This is a genomic window from Geojedonia litorea (assembly GCF_042654525.1).
GTDB lineage: Bacteria > Bacteroidota > Bacteroidia > Flavobacteriales > Flavobacteriaceae > Geojedonia > Geojedonia litorea.
This window is the reverse complement of the sequence record NZ_JBHSGP010000014.1, coordinates 998208-1024393: the sequence shown is the minus strand read 5'-3', so window position 1 is coordinate 1024393 and position 26186 is coordinate 998208. Positions and strand designations below refer to the sequence as shown.

General features: G+C 34.4%; 27 protein-coding genes. 10 read left to right on the top strand and 17 right to left on the bottom strand.

Annotated features, from left to right (window positions below):
- Positions 1-33 precede the first annotated feature (33 nt).
- A complete protein-coding gene (locus tag ACFO5O_RS12490) occupies positions 34-597 on the top strand; it encodes a DNA-3-methyladenine glycosylase I (RefSeq protein ID WP_387964270.1) in 564 nt (187 codons plus the stop codon).
- A 29-nt stretch (positions 598-626) separates the two neighbouring features.
- Here the strand turns inward: ACFO5O_RS12490 and aat are convergent, their stop codons facing one another.
- From aat to ACFO5O_RS12475, 3 genes are all read right to left on the bottom strand, one after another.
- Positions 627-1253, bottom strand: coding sequence for a leucyl/phenylalanyl-tRNA--protein transferase (gene aat / locus ACFO5O_RS12485; protein ID WP_387964268.1), 627 nt, complete (start codon positions 1251-1253; stop codon positions 627-629).
- Positions 1254-1472: 219 nt separating this feature from the next.
- The gene (locus ACFO5O_RS12480) at positions 1473-1847 is read right to left on the bottom strand and encodes a DUF3127 domain-containing protein (protein ID WP_387964266.1); all 375 of its coding nucleotides are present in this window, start codon (positions 1845-1847) and stop codon (positions 1473-1475) included.
- A gap of 59 nt (positions 1848-1906) precedes the next feature.
- Positions 1907-2776: a flavin reductase family protein gene (locus tag ACFO5O_RS12475; RefSeq protein ID WP_387964264.1), complete on the bottom strand. Its 870-nt coding sequence runs from the start codon at positions 2774-2776 to the stop codon at positions 1907-1909.
- A 151-nt stretch (positions 2777-2927) separates the two neighbouring features.
- Between ACFO5O_RS12475 and ACFO5O_RS12470 the strand changes: the two genes are divergently transcribed.
- Together ACFO5O_RS12470 and ACFO5O_RS12465 are read left to right on the top strand one after the other, a co-directional pair.
- A complete protein-coding gene (locus ACFO5O_RS12470; protein WP_387964262.1) occupies positions 2928-4079 on the top strand; it encodes a sensor histidine kinase in 1152 nt (383 codons plus the stop codon).
- Between the two features lie 13 nt (positions 4080-4092).
- On the top strand, positions 4093-4440 hold the full coding sequence (locus tag ACFO5O_RS12465; RefSeq protein ID WP_387964260.1) for a hypothetical protein: 348 nt from the start codon (positions 4093-4095) through the stop codon (positions 4438-4440).
- Between the two features lie 5 nt (positions 4441-4445).
- Here ACFO5O_RS12465 and ACFO5O_RS12460 read toward each other — a convergent pair whose 3' ends face one another.
- Together ACFO5O_RS12460 and greA are read right to left on the bottom strand one after the other, a co-directional pair.
- Positions 4446-4838: an HIT family protein gene (locus tag ACFO5O_RS12460; RefSeq protein ID WP_387964258.1), complete on the bottom strand. Its 393-nt coding sequence runs from the start codon at positions 4836-4838 to the stop codon at positions 4446-4448.
- Between the two features lie 157 nt (positions 4839-4995).
- Positions 4996-5469, bottom strand: a complete 474-nt coding sequence (greA, locus tag ACFO5O_RS12455) for a transcription elongation factor GreA (RefSeq protein WP_387964256.1) — start codon at positions 5467-5469, stop codon at positions 4996-4998.
- Positions 5470-5641: 172 nt separating this feature from the next.
- Between greA and ACFO5O_RS12450 the strand changes: the two genes are divergently transcribed.
- Positions 5642-6067 carry a hypothetical protein gene (locus ACFO5O_RS12450; protein ID WP_387964254.1) on the top strand — a complete coding sequence of 142 codons (426 nt, stop codon included), beginning with the start codon at positions 5642-5644 and terminating at the stop codon, positions 6065-6067.
- Here the strand turns inward: ACFO5O_RS12450 and ACFO5O_RS12445 are convergent.
- The 8 genes from ACFO5O_RS12445 to ACFO5O_RS12410 form a co-directional block, all read right to left on the bottom strand.
- Entirely contained in the window at positions 6064-8262 is a 2199-nt protein-coding gene (locus tag ACFO5O_RS12445) for a TonB-dependent receptor (RefSeq protein ID WP_387964252.1), read from the bottom strand. The two genes, ACFO5O_RS12450 and ACFO5O_RS12445, sit on opposite strands and share 4 nt — an antisense overlap.
- A 232-nt stretch (positions 8263-8494) precedes the next feature.
- Entirely contained in the window at positions 8495-8902 is a 408-nt protein-coding gene (gene arfB / locus ACFO5O_RS12440) for an alternative ribosome rescue aminoacyl-tRNA hydrolase ArfB (RefSeq protein WP_387964250.1), read from the bottom strand.
- 1 nt (position 8903) lies between these two features.
- A complete protein-coding gene (locus ACFO5O_RS12435) occupies positions 8904-10451 on the bottom strand; it encodes a DUF4301 family protein (protein ID WP_387964248.1) in 1548 nt (515 codons plus the stop codon).
- 5 nt (positions 10452-10456) lie between these two features.
- A complete protein-coding gene (locus ACFO5O_RS12430; RefSeq protein WP_387964246.1) occupies positions 10457-11020 on the bottom strand; it encodes an AAA family ATPase in 564 nt (187 codons plus the stop codon).
- The gene (gene pnuC / locus ACFO5O_RS12425; RefSeq protein ID WP_387964244.1) at positions 10981-11613 is read right to left on the bottom strand and encodes a nicotinamide riboside transporter PnuC; all 633 of its coding nucleotides are present in this window, start codon (positions 11611-11613) and stop codon (positions 10981-10983) included. The genes ACFO5O_RS12430 and pnuC overlap by 40 nt, the downstream gene beginning before the upstream one ends.
- Positions 11597-11857: a thiamine-binding protein gene (locus ACFO5O_RS12420; protein WP_387964242.1), complete on the bottom strand. Its 261-nt coding sequence runs from the start codon at positions 11855-11857 to the stop codon at positions 11597-11599. Before ACFO5O_RS12420 ends, pnuC begins: the two co-directional genes overlap by 17 nt.
- Entirely contained in the window at positions 11854-12582 is a 729-nt protein-coding gene (locus ACFO5O_RS12415; protein ID WP_387964240.1) for a phosphoglycerol geranylgeranyltransferase, read from the bottom strand. Before ACFO5O_RS12415 ends, ACFO5O_RS12420 begins: the two co-directional genes overlap by 4 nt.
- Positions 12583-13212 (bottom strand): 4'-phosphopantetheinyl transferase family protein, encoded by a 630-nt coding sequence (locus tag ACFO5O_RS12410; protein WP_387964238.1) that lies wholly within the window; start codon positions 13210-13212, stop codon positions 12583-12585.
- 132 nt (positions 13213-13344) lie between these two features.
- On the opposite strand from ACFO5O_RS12410, the gene ahcY reads away from it, so the two are divergent.
- Together ahcY and ACFO5O_RS12400 are read left to right on the top strand one after the other, a co-directional pair.
- Complete coding sequence (gene ahcY / locus ACFO5O_RS12405; RefSeq protein ID WP_387964236.1) at positions 13345-14661, top strand: adenosylhomocysteinase; 1317 nt, start codon at positions 13345-13347, stop codon at positions 14659-14661.
- 87 nt (positions 14662-14748) lie between these two features.
- Positions 14749-15891: a methionine aminotransferase gene (locus ACFO5O_RS12400; protein ID WP_387964234.1), complete on the top strand. Its 1143-nt coding sequence runs from the start codon at positions 14749-14751 to the stop codon at positions 15889-15891.
- Here the strand turns inward: ACFO5O_RS12400 and ACFO5O_RS12395 are convergent.
- The gene (locus ACFO5O_RS12395) at positions 15877-16395 is read right to left on the bottom strand and encodes a GNAT family N-acetyltransferase (protein ID WP_387964232.1); all 519 of its coding nucleotides are present in this window, start codon (positions 16393-16395) and stop codon (positions 15877-15879) included. The genes ACFO5O_RS12400 and ACFO5O_RS12395 overlap by 15 nt on opposite strands.
- A gap of 71 nt (positions 16396-16466) precedes the next feature.
- Between ACFO5O_RS12395 and ACFO5O_RS12390 the strand changes: the two genes are divergently transcribed.
- Together ACFO5O_RS12390 and ACFO5O_RS12385 are read left to right on the top strand one after the other, a co-directional pair.
- The gene (locus tag ACFO5O_RS12390) at positions 16467-16943 is read left to right on the top strand and encodes a hypothetical protein (RefSeq protein WP_387964231.1); all 477 of its coding nucleotides are present in this window, start codon (positions 16467-16469) and stop codon (positions 16941-16943) included.
- A 5-nt stretch (positions 16944-16948) separates the two neighbouring features.
- Positions 16949-17728 carry an amidohydrolase gene (locus tag ACFO5O_RS12385; protein WP_387964229.1) on the top strand — a complete coding sequence of 260 codons (780 nt, stop codon included), beginning with the start codon at positions 16949-16951 and terminating at the stop codon, positions 17726-17728.
- Here ACFO5O_RS12385 and ACFO5O_RS12380 read toward each other — a convergent pair.
- Both ACFO5O_RS12380 and ACFO5O_RS12375 read right to left on the bottom strand, forming a co-directional pair.
- The gene (locus ACFO5O_RS12380; RefSeq protein WP_387964227.1) at positions 17715-19322 is read right to left on the bottom strand and encodes an Ig-like domain-containing domain; all 1608 of its coding nucleotides are present in this window, start codon (positions 19320-19322) and stop codon (positions 17715-17717) included. The genes ACFO5O_RS12385 and ACFO5O_RS12380 overlap by 14 nt on opposite strands.
- Positions 19323-19442: 120 nt before the next feature.
- On the bottom strand, positions 19443-20102 hold the full coding sequence (locus ACFO5O_RS12375) for a ComF family protein (RefSeq protein ID WP_387964225.1): 660 nt from the start codon (positions 20100-20102) through the stop codon (positions 19443-19445).
- A 90-nt stretch (positions 20103-20192) separates the two neighbouring features.
- Between ACFO5O_RS12375 and ACFO5O_RS12370 the strand changes: the two genes are divergently transcribed.
- Together ACFO5O_RS12370 and ACFO5O_RS12365 are read left to right on the top strand one after the other, a co-directional pair.
- Positions 20193-21077, top strand: a complete 885-nt coding sequence (locus ACFO5O_RS12370; protein WP_387964223.1) for a hypothetical protein — start codon at positions 20193-20195, stop codon at positions 21075-21077.
- Positions 21078-21139: 62 nt separating this feature from the next.
- Complete coding sequence (locus ACFO5O_RS12365; RefSeq protein WP_387964221.1) at positions 21140-22681, top strand: glycine--tRNA ligase; 1542 nt, start codon at positions 21140-21142, stop codon at positions 22679-22681.
- Positions 22682-22735: 54 nt separating this feature from the next.
- On the opposite strand, the gene ACFO5O_RS12360 is transcribed toward ACFO5O_RS12365, so the two are convergent.
- Positions 22736-26146, bottom strand: a complete 3411-nt coding sequence (locus ACFO5O_RS12360) for a hypothetical protein (protein ID WP_387964219.1) — start codon at positions 26144-26146, stop codon at positions 22736-22738.
- Between the last annotated feature and the right edge of the window lie 40 nt (positions 26147-26186).

The following is a 26186-nucleotide window of genomic DNA, read 5'->3' as shown; positions in this document are numbered from 1 at the left end:
TGATTTTCGTTTTTACTATTCAAACCAATTAATATGAAAAAACATAGATGTCACTGGTGCGTCGGCGATCCTTTATATGAAGCCTATCATGATCAAGAGTGGGGTGTTCCAGTTTATGATGACCATACACTTTTTGAATTTTTAATATTGGAAACGTTTCAGGCAGGTTTAAGCTGGATAACAATTTTAAGAAAGCGTGAAAATTTTAGAATTGCTTTTGATGATTTTGACTATAAAAAGATAGTCAATTACAAACAAACGAAAATAGACCAACTCCTTCAAGACGTAGGAATTATTCGCAATAAACTTAAAATAAATGCTACCGTAAATAACGCCAAAGCATTTATGGCCATTCAAGAAGAATTTGGATCTTTTTCCAAATACATTTGGGGATTTGTTAATGGATCACCTATAAAGAATTCCCTTAAGTCCTCAAAAGATGCTCCCGCTACAACCACATTAAGCGATGTAATTAGTAAAGATCTCAAAAAACGAGGGTTTAAGTTTGTAGGATCTACCGTTATTTATGCCCACATGCAAGCAACTGGCATGGTAAACGATCATGAAGTTAAATGTTTTAGATATAATGAAATTTAAAAGAAGGCATCAGTTTCACAATTCTTACTTCATAAAAAACTTAAAAATTTTGTTCTAGGTATTTCAACGGCACCTAAACTTTGAAGGTGATGTGTATGAACCTGACAGTCTATTAGCTTATAATTGGTGTTTTGAATAAAACTAATAAACCCCGCTTTACTGGCATTACTCACTTTAGCAAACATGCTTTCTCCACAAAACACATCATTCCCTAAATCTATACCATAAAACCCTCCTACCAATTCACTGTCTTGCCATACTTCTACAGAAGTTGCATAACCAAGATGATGTAATTTTATATAGGCATCAATCATAGATTTGGTAATCCAAGTTCCTGATTGCCCTTCTCTCTTTGCTTTTGAACATTCGATTATAACGGCTTCAAAATCTTTATTAATAGTGACCAGAAAGCACTTATTTTTAAGAACTTGTTTCATGCTTTTTGATATCTTTAATTGATCAGGAAAGAGGACAAATCTTGGGTCTGGTGACCACCACAAAATGGGGTCGCCATCAGAGTACCAAGGAAAGATTCCGCTTTTATAAGCCAGCAATAATCGTTCAGTCGATAAATCCCCTCCAACAGCTAGTAATCCATCACTTGAAGCATGAGAAATGGCAGGGAATTCTATTTTATGATTGAGAAATTTTACCACTCCGATAACGTTTTCGGTAATAAAATGACATAAAAAAAACCTTTAAACTTTGAAAACCAATGGTTTTTAACCAATTTTGAATTGGTCTTTGAAAGGTTAAGTTTTGTTAAGATTTTTTTGAATAAGTTAAAAGGCCAAACCTAAAACACAGTTTAAAGCTTAATCCCAAAATATTTAGGGATTAAGCTTTTTCGTTTTTAGGCAGTGCTCTTTTGTTAACTAAAAAGGCAGATCATCGTGATCGTCCTCATTTAAATCTCCTGCTGGCTCAAAAGCATCAGCAGGTGGCATTGGAGGCATATCGCTAGGAGCATTTGCTTGCAAATTTTCTATTCTCCAACCTTGTATAGAATTGAAATATTTGGTTTCTCCTTGCGGGTTAACCCATTCTCTACCTCTTAAATTGATGCTAACTTTTACAGCTTGACCCACTTGATAATTATCTAGCAAATCTGTTTTATCTTGAACAAATTCCACTAAAATATGTTGAGGATACTGCTCTTCAGTTGTAACAACTAATTCTCTTTTTCTAAATCCATTACTCCCAAAAGTTTGGGTTTCTCCAATCATTTTAATTTTTCCTTGTACTTCCATATTTGTATTACTTATTATTCTTTATTGCTTTGTATGTTCTTAAGTAGGTTATTGCGTTGTTATGATAACAATAATTTCCAAGCGCTATTAATATCACCATAGCTTAAATAATTTCTGGCGATTTTATGCTTTTGACGAAGCGACATGGTTGCTATATTTGGATAGCGCTCGCTAACCGTTTTAATAAAATCAGTAACAGCTTCTTTAGTTGGCAGGGCTTCAATATTACCCAACATGCCTAAATCATTACCTGTTAACACCATACTATTTTTTACTTCATGTGGCATATTATCGACCCCAATACCTATTTTTTGATTTGGTTTTGGCACTTCAAAAAATCCTTTTTTTGCTCGGTTGTAATAATTCCCTCCTGCTCTTGCCACCAAATCCAACTTTTCTTGAACAATTTGATCATCTCCATCTAATACATCTTTAGATATGTGTAGTTTTACGACTTCACAAATTACCAAATTACCGGCTCCACCTTCTGCTCCTAAAGCAATTACATCATTAACTTTACATTCAAATTGCACGGGAGATTCTGCAACTCTAAAGGGTTTAACCAATTCAGATTTTAACATAGTTAACCCTGATTTATCAAACTCATTGATACCTTCAGCATACTCTGTACTACTCAATGAAACCTGCTGTACCATATCGTAGCTTACTACATTAATAACCACTTCATTTACAGCTTTCACATTCGTTAACGTATGCTTTACTGTGTTATCTCTCACACGTCTTGATGGTGAAAAAATCAATATAGGAGGATTAGCACTAAACACATTAAAAAAACTGAAAGGTGATAAATTTGGACGTCCATCCTTATCAATGGTACTTGCCAATGCTATAGGCCGTGGTGCAACGGCGCTCAATAAATAGCTATGTAATTTCCCGGTTGAAAGGTCGGTTGGATTCAAAGAAATCATCTTCAAGGTGCAATTTCCACAACACTGATATGCGTCATGTGTTAAGCCACAAATGTAACTATATTCATATTGTTATAAAAACGATTTGATATAAAGGCATACAATATTATTAACAGAATTACATTATATTTAAAATTGAAAAATTAAATCAATGACCTTAGCCATGAACCGAAATATGATTCGGTGGATTATTATTGTTGCATCGTTTATTATAATTTCACTTATTTTATGGAATACTTATATTTTCTTTCAAAATTTTAAGGCTGAAGAACGCACAAAAATGCAAAATTGGTCTTTTGCGCAAAAGGAAATTACCAAAACTTCAAATTTAAGTGGTGATATAGGCGAACTACCTCTGGAAATTATTCAGAGTAATGTCACAACACCAATGATAAAAGTGAACGCAGATGGCAGTATTGATGTTAAAAATGTTGACGAAGAAAAAGCAAAAGATTCGGTTTATATCAATAGGTTGATTGAAAAATTTAAGAGTGAAAATCAACCCATTGAAATAAAGTATCAAGACAAGCTTTTTTCGACCTTGTACTACGGAAATTCTCCACTTTTAAACAAACTCAAGTACTACCCATTAGCCCTGCTTTTAATTATTTTTTTATTCGGCGCGGTTGTATTTTTCTTTTATCGAAGTTCTAAAATTGCTACCCAAAACAAACTTTGGACAGGGATGGCTAAAGAAACTGCACATCAAATTGGCACACCTTTATCATCTTTAGTGGGTTGGACTGAAATCCTACGTTCAGAGCACGTAAATCCCGAATATTTGAGAGAAATTGAAAAGGATATAATAAGGCTTCAAACTATAACAGAACGTTTCAGCAAAATTGGTTCGGTTCCCACTTTAGAAAAAGTGGATATTGTTGAAGAAACTTTTGAATCGTTTAATTATTTAAAGGATCGTTCTTCCAATTTAATTAATTTCGAAATTCATGCTCCTAATCAAAATCTTTATGTAATGCTTAATAGACAACTGTTTAGCTGGACCATCGAGAATTTGGTAAAAAATGGTATTGATGCCATGAAAGGCAAAGGAGATCTAAAGATTGCTATTGATTGGGACGATAAATGGGTAAGGATTAACATTACTGATTCTGGAAAAGGAATTGCTAAACCATTGTATTCAAAGATTTTTGAACCAGGATATACTAGCAAAAAAAGAGGTTGGGGATTAGGGCTATCTTTAGCAAAGCGAATTATTGAAGATTACCATAATGGAAAAATAAAAGTCCTTCATTCAGAAATTGACAAGGGCACCACCATGCAAGTTGCTCTAAAATTAGTTTAAATCCTTTTATAACATGGAAAATCAATTTTTCACATTAAAAGAAGTAAATATCAATAATCATTGCCCCGAATGCTATTCTCGAGAAGGCTTACAATTAACTTTTAAACAAAAATTTATTGAAACCAAGCTTTATAAAGCCATTACTTCTCATACCAATTGTCTTCTAATTTGTAATATTTGTGAGAGTCCAATATTTCCAGTGCGATGGACTGATGACATTGAGCAGGTAGTAAAATATCACCATAGGGCAATAAAGCCAAAACCAAATTCTATTAAATTTAAAAAAGTGACTTGGCTACTAATAGGTCTCGTTGCAGTGATTGTAATAGGAACTATTTTATTTTCAACAGGAATCATCTAATTCCCTTATTCCATAAATGCACTAATTCTTGAAGCTATGGCCTCAAATTCTTCTTTATTAAGTTTAACTTTTGAAATGAACCGAGCATCTTCCATAGAATTTAGCGGAATGAGATGTACATGCACATGAGGGACTTCGAGCCCAATTACCGAAACCCCTACCCGTTTACAAGGAACCGCTTTTCCTAAAGCAATGGCAACATTTCTAGAAAATTCCATAAGCCCGATATAAGTAACCTCATCTAAATCAAAAAGCTTATCAACTTCAACCTTTGGAATACACAGCGTATGCCCTTTTGCATTTGGGTTAACGTCTAAAAAGGCTAAAAAATCTTTGGTTTCTGCGACCTTATAACATGGAATTTCGCCATTGACGATTTTTGTGAATATTGATGCCATTTTATGATTTTTAGACTGTTAAACTATTTTATAACCTATATAATATTTAATTGTTCCCTAAATATAAAAAGAAAATTCCTGTTCAGTTTTATTTGAACAGGAATGTTTATTTTCAATTTTATTTTAAGATAATTATCTGGAATTTATTTTAAGATAATTATCTGGAAATTTCTAATACATCAAATTTCATTATACCATTTGGCACCTGAACTTCGGCAACCTCTCCAACAGACTTACCTAAAAGTCCTTTCCCAATTGGCGAGTTTACAGAGATTTTACCAGAAGCCAAATCAGCTTCTCCATCTGCCACTAAAGTGTAGGTCACTTCCATACCATTGGTTTGGTTTCTAATTTTAACTTTAGACAATACCAATACTTTTGAATTATCAAGTTGTGACTCATCAATTAGTCGTGCACCAGCCAAAGCTTCCTCAAGTTTGGCAATTTTCATTTCCAACATGCCTTGAGCTTCTTTAGCGGCATCATATTCGGCATTCTCGCTTAAATCACCTTTATCCCTAGCTTCGGCAATTGCTCTTGAAGCATTTGGACGCTCAACATCTTTAAGATAATTTAATTCTTCTCTTAATTTTTTTAATCCTTCGGCAGTGTAATAAGATACTTTACTCATAACTTCATCGTTTTACTTCATAATAGAAATGCTGAATTTCACTTTGTCAATTAAGCTCGAAGCGTTCAGCATAAAAAAAATCCCGCTCACACGAGATTTATAAATCAAATATACAAATTTTTTAGTTCAACTTATAATTTGTTGTAAATTGACCCTTAATATTTTAAACTTTATGAAGCAGGTATTAGCCGTCTTATCTCTTTTATTATTAGTTGCTTGCAGCAAAAATGACTCCATTAATAATTGCAATTATTTACTAAATTTAGGTGTAAATGTAACCGTCAACTTGAACCTTCCGCAGTATAGCCAATTACAGTTTACGGGGAATTCGGTTTACATAGCAAATCAAGGCAATGGTGGTATAATTGTAATAAATGCAGGCTCAAATCTTAGAGCCTGGGATGCTTCAGATCCCAACCATCCACCTAGCACTTGCTCCGTTATGCAAATTGTTGGAGCAAATGCTAAATGTAGTTGTGCTGATGAAAACGAATACAGCTTATTTATTGGTAGTTCTGTTGGATCCTCGTTACCATGTGGCCTAAAAGAATATCGAGTTACTCCATTAGGAAATAACTCCTACAGTATTACCAATTAAAATTTTAAAGTCGCACCTATCAAGAAATTTGTTGTAGCTTGAGGATAATATCCTGCACCTTCTATAGTTGTAATTTGATTTGGATCAGACCAAGTATCATCATAAGTATAATAATAGCCGTTTGAAATGTACTTTTCATTGAACATATTATTAACTAATCCCGAAAACACTATTGATTTAAAGAAGGGTTGAGATTCTTTATCTTGAAATGATATTTGATATGTGATATTAAAATCATTCACAAAATAGCTTTTTAATTTAGAGGCTTTAGCTTCAGTATTTCCCATATATTGCTCGCCAACATATTTGCTTAAAAAAGACAATTGCAAGTTTTGATTAGGTTGAAAAATCAAAGCATTGGCTCCAACAAAATCTGGTGAAAATGAAATATTGGTTTTACCAAGATTCACTAAATCTCCATCAATTGAAGCAATAGTTTCTTTGTTTTTATTGGAACTAAGCGTAAAATTAGGTTGTATAGAAAAGTCATCTGTAAGCTTAATTGCGGCTTCAACTTCAAGTCCAAATCTATAACTCTCACCGCTATTGGTTCTTACCGGGTTTCCAACATTATCAATATTTCCGGTTAGTACTAGCTGCTCATTGTAGTGCATGTAGTAAAGGTTGGCATACAACCTAAAATTAGAGTTGTCATGCCTCCAACCAAGCTCAAAATCATTTAGCTGTTCTGGCTTTACTACGGCATTATTTTCAAAATCATCTCTGTTAGGTTCTCTATTGGCTCTCGCATATGAAAGATACAAATGGTTAGTCTTATTTAATCTATACGTAACTCCGGCCTTTGGGTTGAAAAAGCTATAATTTTCATTAACATTAAATGGAATGCGATCTGAAGTTAACCCAGTAGTTTTATAATCAACCAAACGCCATTGTAAATCACCATATAAGCTAAATTTATCATTTAAGCGATATGTGGCTTTTATAAAAGAACTGAAGTCTTTTTTCTTTCCATTGCCATCATAATAATGATCTTCAATTTCACTATCACTTGCATAGCGTGCCCAAATAATTTCGCCAAAGTGATCACCATCATAACTACTATAACTTGTTCCAAAGGTTAGGCTTAAACCTTCATCTTTATAATTGGCATTGGCATTGGCAACGTAAAAATCATTATCCAACCAACGGCGTCTAATCAAATCGGTGGTAGCTATAGTTTCTCCTCCTATAGTAATTTCCTCTAAATTATAATCAGCAAAATCTTCATCTTCCTTATACTGTTCAAAATAACCGCGCCCATAAGTATAGTTTAAACCAAGATTAGTAGACCAATTTGAATTAAAACGCTGGTTCCAATGAAGCTGATAATGGTCTTGATTGTAATTATCTACTTCATTATTATGAAAACGTGTATTGCCTTGTTCGTCAGTATAGATTCCAGCAACATTAAAGGTGCGATTATTTTCAAGTAAATCTAAATCTTCTAGGCCATACCATGCTTGGTAAGTGACTTCTTTCCCTCCAAAAGTAAGCGCCTTTATTAAGGTGTTATTATCGACATAGGCCGCTTGCAAAAAGTAAGATTTCAAATCGGAAGAAGCCCTATCTATATAACCATCAGATTTAATTTGAGATAAACGCCCAGCAACTTCAAAATGATCATTCAATAGGCCAGTACTAAATTTTACTGTGTGTTTTCTAGTATTATAACTCCCGAAACTATTTGATATTTCGGCATTAGCTTCATTGGAAACCGCATCAGTCAACACATTAATACTTGCTCCAAAAGCTCCAGAGCCATTAGTGGATGTTCCTACACCACGTTGCAATTGAAGACTTTCAACCGAAGAGGCAAAATCTCCTAAATTTACCCAGAAGGTTCCCAATGATTCTGCGTCGTTATAGGGTATCCCATTAATGGTGATATTAGTAGATTGTGCATTGATACCTCTTATGCGAATACCTGTATATCCAACGCCAGCACCAGCATCGGTGGTAGTAACAACAGAGGGTAGATAGTTTAAAAGTACAGGAATGTCTTGACCCAAATTACGTTTTTGGAGTTGTGCTTTGGTAACATTTGAGTGTGTAATTGGTGAAGTAGCTTCAACGCGTACTGCTTTTACGAGAACCTCGTCTAAAGTTTCAACCGATGTTGAATCCTGTGGTTTGTCCTGGGCGTTAACCAGTGTTGATAACACTAAAAGTGCTAAAAACGCGAATAAATTTTTCATTACGATTATGTCTATAATCGAATAAAAAGAGGTAATTATTCTTTGTTAATACTTGATTGTTTTGATAACATATTAAACTGTATTTAACATGTCATCATTTTAAAATCCCTAAACAGCATTACCTGTTCTAGGTTCGTTGGGTATGATCTCAGCCACTTATTGGCACCCCTTTTTGAGAACGATGCAAAAATACTTAACAAAACATAATTAACAACACTCAATGGAAGAAAATTTAGTTGATTTCTGGTGGTTTTCTTTTTGCCTTTTTTTCTGCCGTCTGCTTTTTGCTTTTTAATCGTTTTAATTTAACTGCTTTCGGGACTTTTGTTTTTTTACGTTTTTTAGGCACAACCATGCCATCTTTTATAAGTTTCAAAAAACGATCTATAACTAATGTTTTGTTTTTATGTTGGCTTCTACTTTCATCACATTGAAGAATTATGACATTATCGTTGGTTAATCTCTTGCTCAAACTCCTCTTCAACATCGATTTTTGTTCGTCATTCAATACGGAAGAATCCATTAAACTGAACGTCAACTCAACTTTTGAAGCTGTTTTATTAACATGTTGACCACCTGCACCAGAACTGCGAATAGCTTTAAAATTCAATTCGGATATTAAAAGCTTTTCATCTAACATATTATTTGACTTGGTGAGCTGCCTTTAGTAAGTCATTTACTGTTTTAACAGGATTAAAAGTTATCAATGGGACTTCAACAAAAACGGTGTTCCAATTGGCCATGCTTCCATTCCAAAGTCCGGGCAACTCTAGGGCTTTGAGGTCTTTGCCTACTTTTGATTTTGAAGTGATAAACGCTGCTTTATGATCAACAAAATTGGAAAGATCAAAAACATTGCCTTCAAAATCTTTTATCCCACAAACTAGGTCAACCGGATTAAAGTGCGATGCGCTTTTTAGAATCTCCTTTTGGTGTTTATTGTTTTTATCGATTTGAGCAGATTCTACAATTTGTAATGAAGCTACCCCGTTTTCGCCCTTTACCCAAAATGGACCTCCCCCAGGTTCGCCCTCATTTTTAACCATGCCACACACACGAATTGGCCGATTAAGTTTTTGAATTAAATATTCAACTTTATATTGAAAAGCATATTTTTCAAATTCATTACTAATAGAAACATTTAATTTACTGGCTAAAAACCGAGCTATTTCAGTAAGTTCATCTTCATTTAAAGTTTCATTCTTCAATTGTTTCATATATTGAAACACCTGTTCTTGAAGCTCTAACAAAATACCGGCAAGCATCTTTTTATAACTCCCTACCTGTTCTTCATATTTAAAAACTACAACATTGTCAATGTTTTTTATGAAAATTAAATCGGCATCTAAAGCATTTAAATTTTCCAATAAAGCTCCATGTCCAGATGGTCTAAATAGCAATTTTCCACGTTCTCTAAACGGAATGTTGTTTGGAGTTACGGCGATTGTATCAGTTGCTTGTTTTTGATAGGAAAAGGAAATATTAAAAGAAGTTTTTGTTTTATGCTCAACGTCTTCTTCTATATACTTGAATTCCTCATCAAACTTGTGCTTATATTTTTCAGAAATAGTGAAATGCAAATCGGCCTTTTTGTTGGAAGATGCATATAATGCGGCTTCAAAAAGATGCTCTTCAAAGGCTGTTGAAACGTGTTTTTTGTATTTATGAAAAGGAAGCAAGCCTTTTGGCGAAAAGCTGTAATTAAGCCTATCTGCATCTAGCATCGTTTTTATAAATTCTAAACGCTGTTCATCATAACCAAGATCGTTGAAATTAGGAACAATTTTATGTGTTTTATGAATTACATCTTCAAAAAATGGCAATTTTTCTATACCTACCAAAAAAACCGATAATTCTTTTGCTTTGTGTCTATTGATGTATGCATTGATACTTTCTTCAGAAAGCTTATAATTTTCTAAAAAATCGAATAAAAATTTAAACATGCGCGTTGCAGCACCAGATGCAGGCACAAATTTTGTGATTGAAATTTTATTTCGCCTATGTTCGAAAAGATTTATAAAATGCTGTTTTTGAGACTCATCAAGTTTTAAGATTCCATTACCAATTGTGGCAGCTTCCTTTAGACTTACAAAAGGCACTCCCGATTTAAAAAGCTCGATCTGTCTCTTGACCTTTTCAACGGTAAGCCCTTTTTTTTCTATTTGTTTGATATCTTTTTCTGAAAACATGAATACTACTTATTTAATAGTTTATCAATGTGTTTTACTGCCATTTGTAATCGTTCCTTTTTATCACCTTTCAAAATTACATAAGGTCGCTTTTGCTTTATGAGTTCTTGTTCAAAAGCCTTAAACATGCGCTCTCTTTCGTTGGGTTTGTCTCTCAAATCATCGGGCTCCCAAGGTGTATCAATATAAGTCAAAAAATACAGATCATAAGTGTTTAGCAAGGCATATTTTTCGAGTATTGGATCACAAGATCCTAAATAATAGGCTTCTGAATACACTTTGGTTTCCAGCAAATCGGTATCACAAATTAATACGGAATCTGTTTTTTTTGATAATTCGTTTTCTAAACTCATTTGACCTTTAGCAATAGGCAGCAAATCACTTGGTTCACAGGTTTTCCGTTCATTGTTCCATTTATTTTGAAGATACTCACGGGCATATTCTGGCACCCAAACCGAATTGTAATATCTTGCCAGTTGTCTTGACAATGTTGTTTTACCTGTACTTTCAGGCCCAAATAAAACCACTTTTATGCAGTTTGCGGGTTGTTGTTTAAACTTTTCTTCCATTCAATATATCCTTGAATTGCTAATATGGTGAAAATCAAATATTGTAGGGATAACATTCCTAAACCTCTATAAGCATATAAAGGTATTGTTATTAAATCTGCAAATATCCATAAGGTCCAGTTTTCTAATTTCTTATTAGCCATATACCACATTGCCGTAAAGAAAATACCCGAAGTAAAAATATCAATATAATTGGCTATTTCTAACTCATAATTATACGCTTTATAAACCAAATAGGTGACTAACATGGTTAACAGAAACAGCGTAAATCCAATCCATTTTTCTTTGGTATTCGTTCTTGAAATTGGCACCAAATAATCATCTCCTTTTTTACGTGACCAATTCCACCATCCATAAACACTCATCACGGAATAGTAAAAATTCATCATCATATCTCCAAAATATTCATTGATATAAAGCAAATAAACCGTGATTACAGTACATATTATTCCTGTTGGATACACTAAAATGTTTTCCTTTTTTGCATACCAAACACTCAAGATGCCAAACACAAACGCAATGGCTTCCAACACAATTTGTAGTGTTGGCGTGTTTTGATATGCTTCTAGAAAGAAATCAAAAATGTGGTTCATAGTCGTGTCTATCAGATTTTACAATTTTTATGTGTAACAATCCTCGTTCAATTAATTCGAAGACTTCTTTAACCTCTACAGTAAGTGTTTGCATAACTTTATCATAATCGCCATAAATTTGCGTGCTCAAAGGATTTTCCAATACTTTCAAGCCAGAAACTCTCAATTTCTTTATAAAGTGAATAATGACTGGCTCATAGTCGTCATGTAAAGGTGTTAGTGTAAGTTCTACTGATATTTTCATAGTTTTTTTATTTCATCAAAAAAATCTTCATTTTCTTCAAAAGCAGTCCCAATAACTACTAGATCTGCTCCTGAATTATAGGCTAAATTTAACTGCTGTTTACTTCTAATTCCGCCGCCAACAATGAGTGGGATGGTCAGTTCTTGTTTTACGGCTTTTATAATTTTGGGAGGTACAGGATGTAATGCTCCACTACCAGCTTCTAAATACATTAATTTCATACCCAGTAATTCCCCAGCTTTAGTCGTATCTACTATATATTGAATATTATCTCTTTTTAATGGTTTTGTTTGAGTTACCCTTTGAACTGAAGTTTCTTTCCCATTTTCTATAAGAACATACCCGGTTGGAACAACCTCTAATTGTGTACCACGTAATTTTGAAACAGCTTCAATTTGCTTTTCAATTAAATAATCTGGATTTCTACCGGAAATTAAAGATAAAAACAATAATGCATCCGCATTACCAGATACTTGTATGACATCTCCTGGGAATACTATAATTGGCAACTGTGTATATTTTCTTATACTAGATACTAACACATCAGTACTATTGTCATCAACAGTGCTTCCACCAACAAAAATATGAGTTGCCATCGACTGATTTAATTTCTGCATAAAACCAGATAAATTATTAGGGCTAACTTTATCGGGATCTATTAAAACCGCTAATAACTTTTTGCCTTCAGAAATCAATTGTAGTATGTGATTATAAAACATTCCCATTTAAGAAGGTAAAGTAAATGCACAAGTAAATCCTTCAAACTCTAAAAAACTAGCATTGAATCTACACTTTTGGCCCTTATAATCTATCCATGAAATCGTTTCTTCATCCTCCAACGTAAATGGAATGACAAAAAAATGTTCTCTAAACAACATTCCCGGAGTTGCAAACAGTTTGTAAAGCGACTCTTTAACACACCAAATTACCGTCAGATTTCTGATGTAATCATCTGCGTATTTGTTTAAGTAGTCAAACTCATAATCAATAAACTTATGAGCAATAACTGCAATTTTATCTCGCTGTTTTTCAATATCAATTCCCACTTCAACATCGCTTATGGCAACTGCAGCAAATGTAAAAGAATGTGTAATAGAAATGTGCATTCCGTCCTTTAAATGCGGTTTCCCCATTTCGTCATAATACAAATCTAGGTCGGTGTAGCCAAAGGCTCTTAATAAATGTCTAACACTTAAAAAACCTCGTTGATGAAGTTCACTTTTCATACCAGACACGCGTTCCAAACTCTCGGGTTTTAAACTTAATGGCTGTAACAAATCTTCATACGTCTCTGTAATCTTCCAGATTTTAACATGAGTTTGTGAATTAGGATCAAGAGTTTTATAAAGAGGCATTTATTTTTCTGAAAGTTAATAGTTATCTTTGCACTGCTAAAGTTGAACTAACAATTTTGCCAAGCGAATTTAACTATTTTAAGTTCTATTGCCAAAGTTGTTACCTTTTAAAAATAGTAGAAAAAAAAGACTATGAATACAAAAACAATTCCTTACGTACCGTTTAAAGTTAAAGACATGTCACTTGCGGCTTGGGGTCGAAAAGAAATAGAACTTGCCGAAGCTGAAATGCCTGGTTTGATGAGCCTTCGTGAAGAATATGGAGACTCACAACCCTTAAAAGGCGCTCGAATTGCTGGATGTTTGCACATGACTATCCAAACTGCTGTATTGATTGAAACATTGAAAGCTCTTGGTGCAGAAGTTACCTGGAGTTCTTGCAATATTTTCTCAACTCAAGATCAAGCTGCGGCGGCTATTGCTGACGCTGGAATTCCAGTATACGCATGGAAAGGTATGACTGAAGAAGAATTTGATTGGTGTATTGAACAAACCTTGTTCTTTGGTGAAGACAGAAAACCTTTAAATATGATCTTGGATGATGGCGGTGATTTAACCAATATGGTTTTTGATAAATACCCAGAATTAATGGCAGGAATTAACGGTTTATCAGAAGAAACCACAACCGGAGTTCATCGTTTATATGAACGTATGAAAAATGGCACCTTGTCTATGCCAGCAATTAATGTGAATGATTCTGTCACAAAATCTAAATTCGATAATAAATACGGCTGTCGTGAAAGTGCTGTTGATGCTATTCGTCGTGCAACAGATTTAATGTTGGCTGGTAAACGTGTTGTTGTTTGCGGCTATGGCGATGTGGGTAAAGGAACAGCTGCTTCATTCAAAGGTGCGGGAAGCATTGTAACTGTAACCGAAATCGACCCTATTTGTGCTCTTCAAGCGGCAATGGATGGTTTTGAGGTGAAAAAATTAGAAACGGTAGTTGCCAATGCTGATATTGTTATTACAACTACAGGAAATAAAGACATCGTTCAAGGACGTCACTTTGAGGCTATGAAAGACAAGACCATTGTTTGTAACATTGGACACTTTGATAATGAAATTGAAATGTCTTGGTTAAAAAAGAATCATGGCCACACTAAGGTTGAAATCAAACCTCAAGTTGATAAATATACCGTAAACGGTAAAGACATTATTATTTTGGCTGAAGGTCGATTGGTAAATTTAGGCTGTGCTACCGGGCATCCTAGTTTTGTAATGAGTAACTCATTCACTAACCAAACTTTGGCTCAAATTGAACTATGGACCAATAGAGATGCTTACGAAAATAAAGTGTATATGCTACCAAAACATTTAGATGAAAAAGTAGCCAAATTACATTTAGAAAAAATTGGTGTAGAGCTCACCGAATTGCGTAAAGATCAAGCAGATTATATTGGGGTTCCTGTTGAAGGACCTTTCAAACCTGAATATTATCGCTACTAAAATTTAGAAGCATCAAACGATTTAATTCCAAATCCCAAGCAGCTATGTTTGGGATTTTTTGTTTCTTTATCATTCATCCAGTAGTTTATGCACCACACTTCCAAACTCCCCAATGTTGGGACTACAATTTTCACCGTAATGAGCGCTTTGGCCACAAAACATAAGGCCATAAACCTGTCACAAGGGTTTCCGGACTTTAAAAGTGACCAGCTGCTTATTGATTTGGTTACAACCGCAATGAACTCTGATCATAACCAATATGCACCAATGCCTGGTCGATTAGATTTACGGGGTGCCATTTCAAAAAAATTGGAACTTTTATATAACAGTTCCTATAATCCTGAAACCGAAATTACCGTTACAGCTGGTGCTACACAAGCCATTTATTGTATTATTTCGGCCTTTATCAAACCTAATGACGAAGTTCTTATTTTCCGTCCAGCTTATGATTGCTATGAACCAGCTATAACATTAAATGGTGGAAGACCTATTTCAATACAACTAAAAGCTCCAAATTATAAAGTGAATTGGCAAGATGTTTCGAATAAAATTAACCGAAACACCAAGATGATTATCATCAATACACCTCAAAATCCAAGTGGCACTGTGCTTTCAAAAGCTGACATGCTTAAGCTACAGGAGCTAACCAAAAACACTAACATTATTGTGTTAAGTGATGAAGTTTATGAGCACATTATTTTTGATAATGAAAAACATCAAAGCGCCTGTTTGTTCCCCGACTTAAAATCAAGAAGCTTTGTGGTGGCCTCTTTCGGGAAAACTTTTCATAATACCGGATGGAAAATTGGATATTGCTGTGCACCGCAGGAATTGATGAATGAATTTAAGAAAGTGCACCAATTTAATGTGTTTTGCGTTAATAATCCTATGCAAAAAGCCCTAGCCGATTATCTCAAAGAGCCCAATCATTATCTAGAGTTATCCCAATTTTATCAAGAAAAACGTGACACCTTTTTAGAACTTATAAAAAATTCTAGATTTAAATACACTCCTTCAAAAGGAACTTATTTTCAAGTGTTGGAATATTCTGAAATCACCAACGAACATGATGTTGATTTTGCGAAACGATTGACCACTGAACACGGACTAGCCTCAATTCCAATGTCGGTGTTCAACACAAATGGTTTAGACAATCACGTACTCCGGTTTTGTTTCGCCAAAACTGAAGAAACACTTAGTAAAGCTGCAGAGATTTTAAACCAAATCTAACTTCATAAGCCAATCTGTTTGCTCATCTGTACCTATGTAAAATGAATGTGAGCCAAATTTTTTAAACCCATAACGCTCATAAAATCGCATTGCTGACGCATTATGTTCCCATACACCTAACCACAAGTAATTCATATGCTTTTGTTTGGCCATTTCAATAACTTCTAATAGAATTGAAGCACCAATTCCCTGATTTTGAAACTCATCTGTAACATAAATCCGTTCTAACTCTAGAGCTTTATCGCCAAAAGGTTCAGTTTGCGCTTCCTTTTGGTTCAGTTTAAAATACCCGACAAGTTTATCACCCCTATAGGCGAAGTAAAAAAATGAATTAGGATTTAAAAGTTCATCCTTGATTTTTGATTTACTAAAGGCTTTTTCAATATGTGATTTAAAATCATCAGGATTATTGAGTCTTTCAAAAGCATAGACAAATGTGGAAAGGGACACTTTGACCAAAAGTTCTAAATCTTCTAAAGAACAATTTTTTACAGATAAATTCATGGGCTTAAAACTCAAAAATAGACAAAAAAATAATTACTTTTAATCATTAATTAATTATACACTTAAAGGTTATGAAACTCTGGATAATTATAGCACTTATTGGCTTCAATTCTGTTTTGAATGCACAGGAAGTCATTAATGATGGTAAGCGATACGAAGTAAAAAAAGGTAAAATTTTTCATGAAGGAACTGATGTAACTGCCTCATTAAGTGTAGAAGAACGAAATAACATTTTTATACAATATGAAAGAGTTTCAGAAGACCTAAAACTGAAGGAGAAATTAGAAAAAGAAGCTCGAAAAGCAGAAAAAGCTCAAAATAAAGCTGAAAAAAAGCAAAAACAAGCAGAAAAAGCCCTGCGTAAAAGGGAAAAGGCCCAAGACAATTATGACAAAGCCGTAAAAAAATTGGAACAAGCCCAAAACAAATTTGAAAAATTAAAACGCAAAGGTAAATTAAGCCCTAAAGAAGAAGCTAAATGGTTCGAAAAATTAGACAACCTAACCCAATCTTCCGAAAAAGCAAAAAAGAAACTTAAACGAAGTTAATCCGTATGCATGAGCAACTTAAGGTAGCCATTATTCAATCTGAACTTGTTTGGGAAAACCCCAAGCAGAATAGAAAAAATTTTAAAGAAAAAATACAGAGTATTGCAGGCTCAATTGATATTGTAGTACTTCCAGAAATGTTCACTACAGGGTTTACAATGAATGCTTCTGAACATGCTGAAGCCATGGATGGTAAAACCGTATTATGGATGCAACAATTAGCATCAGAGAAAAATGCTGTCATCGCAGGGAGTTTGATTATAAAAGAACAAAACAAGTATTATAATAGGTTATGTTTTGTGCAACCTGACGGTGTCATTCACACCTATGATAAACGGCATACTTTTACACTCGCTGGCGAACATAATGTCTATGAAGGTGGATCCAAAAAAGTCATTATTGACTACAAAGGTTGGAAGATTTGTCCTTTAGTTTGCTATGATTTACGTTTCCCTGTTTGGGCTAGAAATACTGAAGATTATGACATTTTGATTTACGTGGCTAACTGGCCTAAACCTCGTATTATGGCTTGGGATACGCTATTAAAAGCTCGCGCTATTGAAAACATGTGTTATTGCATAGGGGTGAATCGTGTTGGTATCGATGCTATGGATCATGAGTATTGTGGACATACCACCATTTATGATGTGTTAGGTAACAACATCTCACCAATACGACCTAACAAGGAACATATTGAAATAGTCACTCTTGAGCGTAACCATATTAATTTTTACAGGAATAAGCTAAAGTTTTTAGCCGATAGAGATACTTTTACTCTAAAGTAAACTCAATAACCGGATCCCAATTAGCTCGGGCATCAATAGCCTCTGGGAAATAACTAATACGTTCTGGTTGCAACTTTTTGAGATAACTGCCCGTATCCCAAACTTGGTTTTCATTAGTATCAAAAACCACCCTTAAATAATAAGTCCCAGGATTTATATATCTAAAATCAACTGGCCCTTGAGCTTTTGCAAATTGTTCATATTTGACATCTCCCTTATCATTTGTTAATTGCACAATTAAAGGATAAACAGCATTATTGATGGTTACTCTTATATTGGAGTAATCTGAATATGACTTCGTTCTTAGACTATAGTTTAAGGTGTCATTGGTGTTGCCAAACAAATCCTTAAAGGCGCTAGGTAATGCACGCACTTTATAAGTGTTTGATTCTGTTTTATTGAATTTGAAGGCATAGGTATTATTCCACTCATTAAAAGTTGTTGAAAACGGTATCACAACTGAATCTTTATCTACAATGTTTATTTGTTTTACGTCGATACTCGCAAAAGGAACACTTCCATTAATTTCGAAATCCTGACTAAACTCAATAACCCCGGTTTGAAGGGATTTTACAAGTAATGAATCCTTTGGCAAATCCCTAAATCTGTGCTTTAACGTATCGATATAGGTTTTATTGGTCACCACAAAATATGTAGAATCAATCTCCAATTTTGGGCTATACCAATAGTATAGCGTATCAGCTTTGATGTCTTTAGTGACTCGTTTAATGAATTCTTCAGGAATAATGTCTTTCTGAATTTCAATATTAGCACTCTTATATTCCCCTTCAAATCCAATGGCGATTTTTTGTCCCGCTTCCTGTTTTGGACGAAATGCTTTAAAATTAGTGACTTCCTTAAATAGTTTTAAAGTATACAATGAATCGGTTGGTACATTGACTACCCCTTCATAAAACCCAATTTTATCTGTTTTTTGCTGAAACGTATAATTACTATTCTCTTCCTTTAAAGCAATCAATTTATACTGTCCGGCTTTGATATTGTCAATCTTAAACGTCGTTAAACTATCAAGCGTATTGGTAATGTACTTTGGTTTCTTTTTGTATATGGTTGAATCTGTAAATGTTGAATCTACCTCGTAAAGCATTACCGAAACAAACTTGTCAGGTGTTTTTGATTTAGCATCCAAGATTTTACCACTCACCGATAAAGAGTCGATATAACTTCCAGTTGAAAAGACGTATCTGTAATACGGATAAGGGTTTTCCTCATTATTATCTACAATACTTTGTCCAAAATTAAATGCATAGGTAGTGTTGGGTTGCAAGGTGTCCAGTATTTTAATTCTAATGTATTTGCTTGCCAAACCTAAAGGTGTGATTTCAGGTTGATACTCCATAGGAGGAGAAATGATGAGCTGTTTTTGTAAATTTTTCAACTTTACATATTCATCAAAATAGATTCTAATCTCTTTACTCTTAAAGTTAGTTGAGAAATTTTCGGGTTCTGTTTTTATAATTACGGGCGGAGCAACATCCTTTTCGCCGCCAGTCGGCGTACCTCTGTTAGCACAAGCCGTAATAGTTATCGCAAAAAACACCAATAAAAATTTCTGAAAAAAAGGTTTAAACATTAGATCGCCCAAATTTTAAGCAAATTAACAACATATTTCGGATACAAACGAAACCCGACTTACTAAAATTGCCTATTAATAATCAAACTAAAAACATTTATAAATTTAGGTTGACACCTATTAATCTGTAATAGCCATAGTAGCTACACTTATCTTAACACCTTCAATTTGCAACAACACATTTGCGCAGGACTCAATGGTGGCTCCCGTAGTAATAATATCATCTACCAACAAAATATGCTTCCCTTTTAGTGAGTGATGTTCAGAAATTGAAAATATGGCAGAATCACTAGAGGTACGCAATAGTCTGTCCTTAAACACTTGAGTTTTTGTTGCTATAGTTTTTTGCAACACTGATGAATTAAAATCTACCTCTAATGCTTTAGCAAGTTCCTGACCAAATTTAGTGACTTGATTATAGCCTCGTTGCCGTAATTTAGATTTATGCAAAGGCACAGGAACAACAACATCAATAGTGTTATACGCTGCTATCGATTTTAATTCTTCGCCAAGCCATTTACCCAGAAATTCGCCAATCTCTTCATGACCCCTATATTTTAAATTATGCATAAGTTGCTGCACAATTCCCTTTTTTGAAAAGTGCAATAACGCCGTTGCTTGCTCGAGTTTTACGCGCCCATAAAGCGTGTTTCTAACCGTTTCAGAATCATCAAAATGAAAATTAGTGACCGGTAAATTATGCCTGCACAACCCACAAATGTAAGTTTCATTATCTCCTAAATGAGCGCTGCATCCCAAACATACTCTGGGAAAAAACAAGTTTAACAAATTTATTACCATTTCATCGATTAAAATAAGTTAACGTAAAGGTAATATCTAAATTCGTTCCTTGAATTAAGAAAATTAATAATGATAGTTAACCCTCAACTATTTAACTACAGATTAATTACAGGTTCTTTAATTGTTGTCATCGCCGCTGTAACTGTTTACAGTTTCACCAATAATCAATCCATTGAAGCGCATCAGCAATTTTTAGAACAAGAAAAAAAACTTGTTGAAAACGAATTATCTCACATGATCCAGAGATATGATGACGTTTACTCAACAAATAGTCTGATAGCCTCCCAACTTGAAATTGCAAAATTAGATGCTAAAAATGCTTTAGACTCTATTAGACTGATACGCAGTGATGTGGCTGTAATCTCAAAAGTAAAACAACGCGTCTCTGTTTTACAATCTAAAAACAATAGATTGTTTCATACCATAGATTCTCTCAAAGATGTTACTTTACAACTACAAGAAGATAAACTTTTAGCCTTTAATGAGCTTCAAAAAGAACGTTCTGAAAATAAATATTTAGCTGAAAAGCATAAGGCACTTTTAAAATCTATTGAAGAAGCTTCTATTTTGAAAGCGAATGCATTTAGTGCAAAAGCATTTAATGGTATTTCTGAACAAGCTGTGATAACACACAAAGCTTCTAAAGCCAAAAGTATCGAGGTATGCTTCACCATTGCCGAAAATTCATTGGCTCCCAAAGGAGAGAAAGATATTTACGTTCAAGTTTTAAATCCATTGAATAACGTTTTTGCTGATAAAGGCGCTATCAATTTTGATGATTCATCATTAATTTACAGTCTTAAAAAAGTAGTAAGTTACCAAAATCAGGTTATTGATATCTGCCTTAATATCAATGCCGATGAAGACGATCAACCACTAATTGAAGGCACTTATTACATCAACGTTTTTAACAAAGACCGCAGACTAGGTAGCACACAATTGCAACTTAACTAACTCAATTATATTATTTTCTAAAAACCGTTCCATTAATTGGGGCGGTTTTTTATTTTTGCAGCATGGCAAATCAAGACGATCAATTTAAAAAAGTAATCTCTCACGCAAAGGAGTATGGTTACGTTTTCCAGAGTAGTGAAATTTACGACGGATTAAGTGCGGTATATGATTACGCGCAAAATGGAGCAGAACTCAAAAAAAATATACGGGACTATTGGTGGAAAGCCATGGTGCAAATGCACGATAATATAGTTGGTATAGATGCCGCCATTTTCATGCACCCAACCACCTGGAAAGCTTCTGGGCACGTTGATGCTTTTAATGACCCATTGATTGACAATAAAGACTCCAAAAAACGGTACAGAGCTGATGTATTGATAGAAGACTATTGCGCAAAGCTCGAGGCTAAAATAGACAAGGAAGTAGATAAAGCGGCTAAACGTTTTGGTGATGCATTCAATAAAGCTGAATTTATTTCAACTAATCAGCGCGTTTTAGGATATCAAGAAAAAATAGATACTACCCTATCAAGAATGGCAAAATCTTTAGAAAAAGAAGATTTAGCAGACGTAAAAGCTCTTATTGAAGAATTAGAAATTGCCGATCCATTAACAGGAAGCCGAAACTGGACTGATGTAAAACAGTTCAATCTCATGTTTGGAACAAAATTAGGTGCATCAGCCGAAAACGCGATGGATCTCTATTTACGCCCAGAAACCGCCCAAGGTATTTTTGTGAATTTCCTCAATGTTCAAAAATCAGGACGAATGAAAATTCCATTTGGGATTGCACAAACTGGTAAGGCGTTTAGAAATGAAATTGTGGCAAGACAATTCATTTTTAGAATGCGCGAATTTGAACAAATGGAAATGCAGTTCTTTATTAAACCTGGCACTCAAGCAGAATGGTTCGAGCATTGGAAAGAAACCCGTATGAAATGGCATTTGTCACTTGGTATGGGTGAAGATAACTATCGTTTTCACGACCACGAAAAATTAGCACATTACGCCGATGCAGCCACAGATATTGAATTCAAATTCCCTTTCGGGTTTAAAGAATTGGAAGGTATTCATTCGCGTACCGATTTCGATTTGAAACAGCATGAAGAGTATTCAGGTAAGAAGTTGCAATATTTTGACCATGAAGACAATGCAAGTTATACACCGTATGTGTTAGAAACTTCTATTGGTCTTGACCGTATGTTTCTGGCCGTATTTTCAAATAGTTTAGTTGAAGAAGAATTAGATAACAATACAACCCGAACCGTTTTAAAATTACCTGCGGTATTAGCACCTGTTAAAGCTGCGATTTTACCTTTAGTAAAAAAAGATGGATTGCCAGAAATAGCCAAGCAAATTGTTGACGACCTTAAATGGGATTTCAATGTGGATTACGACGAAAAAGACGCCGTTGGAAGACGTTACAGACGTCAAGATGCTAATGGTACACCTTTTTGTATCACGGTAGATCACGATACTTTGGAAGACAACACGGTTACCATTCGTCATCGCGACACCATGGAGCAACAACGTGTTAAGATATCCGATTTACGAGACCTCATCAAACAAGAAGTTGATGTTAAGCATTGGCTGATGAAGATGTAAAATTTAAACACCAAAATTTTAAAACCCAAACTCCACAAGTTTGGGTTTGTTTTTCTAAAAATAAGCCTTCAACTGTACCGTTCCGGTATGAATAGTTTTAGAAGTTTCTGTTTTACGTCCAAAATAATTTAAATTCAAATCTAAAAATTTGGTCAATTTTTTTTGTGCCAAAAGGCTCCACGTAAAATTTTTGCCTGGCTGTAGCCCTTCTAACATTTGATAGGATACAGGCGTATTTGGATTCCCTTGAAATTCATTTTGAAAAAAATTCAATTCTCCAGTTAAAGCTATTTTTTGAACATTGTTATAGGTAAACGAAACGCCATAATTATTTTGGGTCAAGGTTTCCATATTACCTATAGTATTGTCTTTAGTGGTTAATTGGTAAAACACATCAAACTGTGCATTTTCATTAAATAAATAAGAAAGTTTTGGATGCCATCGCGCTTCATCAATAATGTAATTTCTGCTTGCAAAATTTTCACTTAGGCTTTCATTTACTTCCAAACTAGACTTTAAATTAATGAGCCAACTTTTTGCAAATTTATGATTAAACTGCAATTGATGGCTTTTTAATTTATGCTCCTGAAATCCAATTGATAAAATAGTTCGATTGGTGTTTGACAAAAAGGTATATGACGTTGTATAACGCTGCTTGCCTCTATTAAAAAACAAAACATTCCTCACACTTTGGTTTAGTGCTAATTGATTATCCTCATCGGTGTTGAATGGGTTTAAATTAAATGTGTTTCCTTCCCTGCGTTGTTTTCGGTCAATTAAATATGAGGTTTGGTTATAAAAATGTGACCAGAATTTTTTGCTCTTCCGTTCTGAAACTGACCATTGTTGTGGATTAATGGTAAGTGTTTGGCTTAATCTGTTTTGATGTGTTTTTACAAAAACTTGATTGGGCAACAATACTCTAATATACTCGCCCTGATCTTGAAATTGGGCAATCTCAAACTCGTTTAACTCTTGGATGTTGTTGTTGTTATAATCGATCCAAGTGTAAGCCCCTTGACCGGCATCAACCTTAACATACGTAAAGTCCTGTTGTGGTAGAGTTCCAGAATTGGTTTCAAAAATGGTATTCCACTGGACAATTTGATTAAACAAAATCTGATTAAAATTGATACGCGAATTAAGTGAGCCTTCATCGTCCTTTGAGACATCTTCGTGCTTCAATCGTCTGTAATTTATATAAACTCCTAAATTGGTGTTGGCATTTTGAATAAGTCTAGACTTTAAATAATAGGTGTTTGAGCTATTAACACGTTCTAAACCGCTGGCTCGCAAACTATCATTAACCCTATGTTTATATCCCGCTTCAACAAATACTTTAGTACTGTCACCAACGCCATAAAACAGCTCATAAGTCGTAAATTTTTGGCTCAATTCGCTTAAATTTTCTGTTATAACATCTCGTTGTTTATTGTCCTCGGCGGCCAATTTAGCACCAACCCATTGTTTATTAAAACCATAAGTTGCCCGATTAAAGGTTCTAAAAAATCGTGACGTAAACTCATTTCCTTCACTTATTAATAAGCTTGAATTCGAAAACAGCTGAAACTTGCCCAATCGAAGATTGGCCAACATATTATGTCGATTACCATTAAAGCTTTCAGAATAATTAAGATGTTCAAATTTATATATTGCCAATCCGTGTTTTGGATGTACCAATTCCAATCCAGCACTCAATAAACTTTGATTGCCGAAAGTATTTTCAAGATTCCAATCACGATTAAATTCGGCGTAATACAACCGCTGAATGGTTCTAAAATTTTCCTGAATAACATCAGCATCAACAAAAGCTTTTAAATTCCATAGGCTATCTGATTTTACAATAAATTGATCTACTTTTAATTTCCCTGCAAACCCATCGTTATTAGAATCATCAAGACTTGAAAACAGATTTTGATCATTTTTGCTACCAGCAAATTCAAAATACACTTCAGTTTTTTGAGTTGGTTTGTACAATCCATTTACAACAGCAACTTGCAATTGGGTTGGTGCAATTAGTTGCACGATCGGGGCAAAATTTCCTTGTGGAACACCATTTATTGGCGATACATATTCATAAATTGTAGTAACCGCATTTGCGTTGGAAACTACATAATCTCCTTGGTTGTCACCAACTCTACTGAATTTTACACTGAACAATACGTCTTCTGGATTATTTGAAAACACAAAAGCTTCAGCGCCATTAATTAACTCTTTTTTATATAGAATTCTATTTTCAGAATAGCTTTCAGCAACGGCAGAAGGCGCAACCATCAAGCTTTTATCATCTCCGGCATTGGCCAAAATCTGGGTTTGCTCTGTAGATAAATTTTGCTGAAGGGGCTGATTTTTAGCATCTGTTTCAGAATATACCGATACCCCTAATTTTAATTTTTCGGTTTCATAAGTACTTCCGCCATAAACTGTAAATCGAGAAAAATTGCGCTCGCTATATTGATAATCCACCGTGATTCGCATTTCGGAAGTGATAGGGTAGGTTGAATTGAAAATAATCTCGCCTGCATTATAATCAATAATGTAATCCTTATCCTCTCCTCTAACCAATGGCAAACCGTTGACGTAAACCGTTTCACTCCCCGAAACAATGAGCACAAACAACTCGTTATTTGGGCCACGTAATTTATAAGGGCCTTGATTACCCTCTTGAGCCGTAAACCTACTCGTGGTAAATTGTCCTCTAACTAAAGCGCCCGAAGCGAACATATTAGTTTTAGATTCCTCCTTATCCAAATTTACATTAACCGAAAGCCCTTGAACGCGTTTTGTGAAATTTGCAAAATAGGAGTTTGAGTTTTGTAAGTCAATGTCACCTGCTCTAATATTCCAATCGTCACTAAAAAGTTCAATAAACACTTGATCAAATTCATCCAATCGCTGTGAATATCCACTTTCCTGCAAAGGAATATTAGCATCTTGAATGGACGCTCTTAAAGACACTTTATCACTCAATTTTCCAGATATTTGTAAATCAAGCTCACTATTTAAAACAGAATTTTGATTATTACCAATAGTAACACCTCTTGAAATACTTCCCGAAGTGTTCAAACCATCAAAAGGTGTGAAAACAGTATTTTGCGTAGATTGGTTAAGCTTATAAAATCGCTGAATACTTGAGGTGTTTTCAACGATTATACTTTCATCTAATTGCTTGTATTCCTTGGTAATAAAATCTGGGTACCTTAAATAATCAACCACAATAGAATCGGTCATAACTGTTTGTTTTAACACTAGAATAGCTTTTGAAAAATCTATGTGATATGATGTACTGTCAAGCGGTGTATTGTTTTTGAACCTAACCGTAAACTTACTCGGGTTAATACTTACAGTATCAATTTTAATGGTATCTCTTACCGCTATTGTCTTGGTTCTATAATTAGAACTGAGCTCTTGTGCCATAGCACAACAACCCATCAAAAAACAAAGACAAGCAACAGCAATTTTCATTAAGTACTAAAACTGTTAAAAACAAAAATTATTTTATGGT

What these genes read in the sequence shown, in the direction of transcription:
- ACFO5O_RS12490 (WP_387964270.1), top strand. Translation starts at nt 34, where the DNA reads ATGAAAAAACATAGATGTCACTGGTGCGTCGGCGATCCTTTATATGAA.
- ACFO5O_RS12480 (WP_387964266.1), bottom strand. Translation starts at nt 1,847, where the DNA reads ATGGAAGTACAAGGAAAAATTAAAATGATTGGAGAAACCCAAACTTTT.
- ACFO5O_RS12475 (WP_387964264.1), bottom strand. Translation starts at nt 2,776, where the DNA reads ATGATTTCTTTGAATCCAACCGACCTTTCAACCGGGAAATTACATAGC.
- ACFO5O_RS12470 (WP_387964262.1), top strand. Translation starts at nt 2,928, where the DNA reads ATGACCTTAGCCATGAACCGAAATATGATTCGGTGGATTATTATTGTT.
- ACFO5O_RS12465 (WP_387964260.1), top strand. Translation starts at nt 4,093, where the DNA reads ATGGAAAATCAATTTTTCACATTAAAAGAAGTAAATATCAATAATCAT.
- ACFO5O_RS12460 (WP_387964258.1), bottom strand. Translation starts at nt 4,838, where the DNA reads ATGGCATCAATATTCACAAAAATCGTCAATGGCGAAATTCCATGTTAT.
- greA (WP_387964256.1), bottom strand. Translation starts at nt 5,469, where the DNA reads ATGAGTAAAGTATCTTATTACACTGCCGAAGGATTAAAAAAATTAAGA.
- ACFO5O_RS12450 (WP_387964254.1), top strand. Translation starts at nt 5,642, where the DNA reads ATGAAGCAGGTATTAGCCGTCTTATCTCTTTTATTATTAGTTGCTTGC.
- ACFO5O_RS12445 (WP_387964252.1), bottom strand. Translation starts at nt 8,262, where the DNA reads ATGAAAAATTTATTCGCGTTTTTAGCACTTTTAGTGTTATCAACACTG.
- arfB (WP_387964250.1), bottom strand. Translation starts at nt 8,902, where the DNA reads ATGTTAGATGAAAAGCTTTTAATATCCGAATTGAATTTTAAAGCTATT.
- ACFO5O_RS12435 (WP_387964248.1), bottom strand. Translation starts at nt 10,451, where the DNA reads ATGTTTTCAGAAAAAGATATCAAACAAATAGAAAAAAAAGGGCTTACC.
- ACFO5O_RS12430 (WP_387964246.1), bottom strand. Translation starts at nt 11,020, where the DNA reads ATGGAAGAAAAGTTTAAACAACAACCCGCAAACTGCATAAAAGTGGTT.
- pnuC (WP_387964244.1), bottom strand. Translation starts at nt 11,613, where the DNA reads ATGAACCACATTTTTGATTTCTTTCTAGAAGCATATCAAAACACGCCA.
- ACFO5O_RS12420 (WP_387964242.1), bottom strand. Translation starts at nt 11,857, where the DNA reads ATGAAAATATCAGTAGAACTTACACTAACACCTTTACATGACGACTAT.
- ACFO5O_RS12415 (WP_387964240.1), bottom strand. Translation starts at nt 12,582, where the DNA reads ATGGGAATGTTTTATAATCACATACTACAATTGATTTCTGAAGGCAAA.
- ACFO5O_RS12410 (WP_387964238.1), bottom strand. Translation starts at nt 13,212, where the DNA reads ATGCCTCTTTATAAAACTCTTGATCCTAATTCACAAACTCATGTTAAA.
- ahcY (WP_387964236.1), top strand. Translation starts at nt 13,345, where the DNA reads ATGAATACAAAAACAATTCCTTACGTACCGTTTAAAGTTAAAGACATG.
- ACFO5O_RS12400 (WP_387964234.1), top strand. Translation starts at nt 14,749, where the DNA reads ATGCACCACACTTCCAAACTCCCCAATGTTGGGACTACAATTTTCACC.
- ACFO5O_RS12395 (WP_387964232.1), bottom strand. Translation starts at nt 16,395, where the DNA reads ATGAATTTATCTGTAAAAAATTGTTCTTTAGAAGATTTAGAACTTTTG.
- ACFO5O_RS12390 (WP_387964231.1), top strand. Translation starts at nt 16,467, where the DNA reads ATGAAACTCTGGATAATTATAGCACTTATTGGCTTCAATTCTGTTTTG.
- ACFO5O_RS12385 (WP_387964229.1), top strand. Translation starts at nt 16,949, where the DNA reads ATGCATGAGCAACTTAAGGTAGCCATTATTCAATCTGAACTTGTTTGG.
- ACFO5O_RS12380 (WP_387964227.1), bottom strand. Translation starts at nt 19,322, where the DNA reads ATGTTTAAACCTTTTTTTCAGAAATTTTTATTGGTGTTTTTTGCGATA.
- ACFO5O_RS12370 (WP_387964223.1), top strand. Translation starts at nt 20,193, where the DNA reads ATGATAGTTAACCCTCAACTATTTAACTACAGATTAATTACAGGTTCT.
- ACFO5O_RS12365 (WP_387964221.1), top strand. Translation starts at nt 21,140, where the DNA reads ATGGCAAATCAAGACGATCAATTTAAAAAAGTAATCTCTCACGCAAAG.
- ACFO5O_RS12360 (WP_387964219.1), bottom strand. Translation starts at nt 26,146, where the DNA reads ATGAAAATTGCTGTTGCTTGTCTTTGTTTTTTGATGGGTTGTTGTGCT.